Here is a 2,875-nt window from a genome sequence, read left to right as displayed (position 1 = left end):
CCGGCGAAAAATCTACCCACGTTTACGGTAAAGACGTGTGGCTGCCGGACGAAACTCTGGACCTGATCCGCGACTACCGCGTCGCCATCAAAGGCCCCCTGACCACTCCGGTCGGCGGCGGCATCCGTTCTCTGAACGTGGCGCTGCGCCAGCAGCTGGACCTGTACGTGTGCCTGCGCCCGGTGCGTTACTACCAGGGTACCCCAAGCCCGGTGAAACAGCCTGAGCTGACCGACATGGTGATCTTCCGCGAAAACGCCGAAGACATCTACGCCGGCATCGAGTGGAAAGCCGGCTCCGCCGAAGCGGACAAAGTGATCAAATTCCTGCGCGACGAAATGGGCGTGAAGAAAATCCGCTTCCCAGAGCAGTGCGGTATCGGCGTGAAGCCATGCTCCGAAGAAGGGACCAAGCGTCTGGTGCGCGCGGCGATCGAATACGCCATCACCAACGACCGCGACTCCGTGACTCTGGTTCACAAAGGCAACATCATGAAGTTCACCGAAGGTGCCTTCAAGGATTGGGGCTATGAGCTGGCGCGCGAAGAGTTCGGCGGCGAGCTGATCGACGGCGGCCCATGGCTGAAGATCAAGAACCCGAACACCGGCAAAGAGATCGTGGTTAAAGACGTGATCGCCGACGCCTTCCTGCAGCAGATCCTGCTGCGCCCGGCGGAATACGACGTGATCGCCTGTATGAACCTGAACGGCGACTACATCTCCGACGCCCTGGCGGCCCAGGTAGGCGGCATCGGCATTGCGCCGGGCGCCAACATCGGCTCCGACTGCGCGCTGTTCGAAGCGACTCACGGCACCGCGCCGAAGTACGCCGGCCAGGACAAAGTGAACCCAGGCTCCATCATCCTGTCCGCAGAGATGATGTTGCGTCACATGGGCTGGTTCGAAGCGGCTGACCTGATCGTTAAAGGCATGGAAGGCGCCATCGCCGCCAAAACCGTGACCTATGACTTCGAACGCCTGATGGAAGGCGCTAAACTGCTGAAATGTTCAGAGTTTGGCGACGCCATCGTTAAACACATGTAAGGGTGTTTGGCGTTTGAATGAGAACGGGAGCCTTAGGGCTCCCGTTTTTTTACTGTTCAAATATGAGTGAGGTGTCGGACAGGCTCACTGCGCGGCGTTAGCCGATTCACGCACGACCAGCACCGGGCAATTGGCGTGGCGGACGACGGCGGTGGCATTGGAGCCGAGGAGATAAGTGATGGCAGAAGGGCGGTTGGAACCCATCACGATAATCTCCGCGTTGAGCGCATCGGCGAGCTCCAGGATCTGATCTTTGGGATCGCCGACGGCAACGTGCGTGGTCACTCTATCTTCAGGCACGCTGAATTCTTTGGCCGCTTTTGCCAGCCCCTCGGTTGCTACCGCAATGATTTCGTCTTTGGTTTCTATCGCCGCCGTGGCGGCAAAGCCGAAAGCGGCATAGGTGGCGCGCGACGGGATCACCGCCAGGAAATGGACGTGGGAGTCTTCGAGCCTGGCGAGCGCGTTGACATGCGGGATGACCTGCTGTGTTAATTCCGGCTCGGTAATATCCACGGGAACCAAAATAGTTTTGTACATACTCCCTCCTTATCGTTTTCAAAAAACTCCACTTTTTGGATTATAGCTGCTTGACGCCGAGAAAACGGCGATCGGTATGGCAGAACCAAAGAAATTGACCGCCAAAAGGGAAAGTATGCAGAAACCGTTGTTGTGGCAATCGATTAGAAGCGGCTGATCTGGCTGTTAAAGGCATGGGAAGCGAACTGTTCAATGATCGCGCCGCTATTGTTAAGCGTGTATCAGCGTGTTTGGCGTTTGAGTAGAAAAGGAGCTCTCGGGGCCCTTCTTTGTTACAATCAGTAATATTGTTATCCAGTGAAAAGATAGTTTAAATGACCAAGAAAACCATTTCTGTTTTGATTTTGTCTTTATTTATTGGCGGGTGCACCACGCAAACTACCGATGAGCGAATGGCCAGGGCGAAAGCGAAGTACGCCGAATCAACCCCAGTCGCGCAAGCGCCTTCACCCTTGGTGCGTTTGGAATGCAATACGCAAGCAGGAACCCAAATCACGGCCATGATGAATGGCGCATCGCAAACCGTCACCATTAACAGCGCCGTATTCCGTTTTGTCGACCGGGACGACGTTCAGGGCATTGATACATTGAGCTTTGCCAGAACCGTTGACGGCGTTACCAGCTGGGTGTTCGTGAACATGGCATCCAGCGATCCGGTTTATCTCAGCATTGTGAGCCAAAAGACCGTGTTGAAATTTATGTGCAGTGCTTACAAAGGATGAGCGAAAACGTGTATGCCATCGCTGTCTATTCATACGTTATTCTGTCGAAAATCGGTGCGTCACTGCTGTTGTAGTGACGGACTGCACAGCCCCTGGCGAAAGTTTTAATGTCACTAGCGGTGTATATTGATCCTGTATAACGTATTGGCCGGAGCTCTTTGCGTGGCCCAGCGTCAACTGATTTCACTACTGATAATTATCCATAAGGACAGGGATATGAAAATAACGCATTCAGGCTATAAAACCGGCGTTGCCACAGTATTGGCGGCGATGACCGCGCTGGCATTAACGGGCTGTGCCAAAAACACGGCCCCCAGCCAAACCGATCCGGTAAATAAAGAGGTTGGCGATATTTTCACCAGCCTTGGCGGCCCAAAGACGTCGGCGCCGGGAAAAGAGAAAGAACACTATATCGCCCAGTTGCAGGCCGCGATTCAAAGCCATTTGAAAGATGCCGAAGCCTACTCAGGCAAGCGTTGCACATTGAGCATCAAGCTGGCGCCGGACGGTATGCTGATCAGCATTCGGGCTGAGCAAGGGGAACCGGAACTTTGCCAGGCCGCGATCAAG

General features: G+C 54.7%; 4 protein-coding genes. 3 read left to right on the top strand and 1 reads right to left on the bottom strand.

Features of this window, described 5'->3' with window-relative positions:
* The coding region (gene icd, locus ADK28_RS00030; protein WP_048794565.1) for an NADP-dependent isocitrate dehydrogenase at nucleotides 1-1,043 on the top strand (1,043 nt) is incomplete at its 5' end.
* Nucleotides 1,044-1,127: 84 nt separating this feature from the next.
* Here icd and uspF read toward each other — a convergent pair.
* Nucleotides 1,128-1,583: a universal stress protein UspF gene (uspF, locus tag ADK28_RS00025; RefSeq protein ID WP_016928063.1), complete on the bottom strand. Its 456-nt coding sequence runs from the start codon at nucleotides 1,581-1,583 to the stop codon at nucleotides 1,128-1,130.
* 314 nt (nucleotides 1,584-1,897) lie between these two features.
* Between uspF and ADK28_RS00020 the strand changes: the two genes are divergently transcribed.
* Nucleotides 1,898-2,305 (top strand): hypothetical protein, encoded by a 408-nt coding sequence (locus ADK28_RS00020; RefSeq protein WP_048794563.1) that lies wholly within the window; start codon nucleotides 1,898-1,900, stop codon nucleotides 2,303-2,305.
* 162 nt (nucleotides 2,306-2,467) lie between these two features.
* Nucleotides 2,468-2,875, top strand: a 408-nt coding sequence (locus ADK28_RS00015) for a cell envelope integrity TolA C-terminal domain-containing protein (protein ID WP_239686193.1), incomplete at its 3' end; no start/stop codon positions are given.

Origin of the sequence: Serratia sp. 506_PEND, from assembly GCF_001076875.1 — a bacterium.
In the GTDB taxonomy this organism is placed as follows: domain Bacteria; phylum Pseudomonadota; class Gammaproteobacteria; order Enterobacterales; family Enterobacteriaceae; genus Serratia; species Serratia marcescens.
The sequence above is the reverse complement of the archived record's forward strand: the minus strand, read 5'-3'. Positions and strand labels throughout refer to the sequence as shown.

Bases quoted from the DNA above. Each gene is read 5' to 3' on its own strand.
- uspF (WP_016928063.1), bottom strand. From the start codon at position 1,583: ATGTACAAAACTATTTTGGTTCCCGTGGATATTACCGAGCCGGAATTA.
- ADK28_RS00020 (WP_048794563.1), top strand. From the start codon at position 1,898: ATGACCAAGAAAACCATTTCTGTTTTGATTTTGTCTTTATTTATTGGC.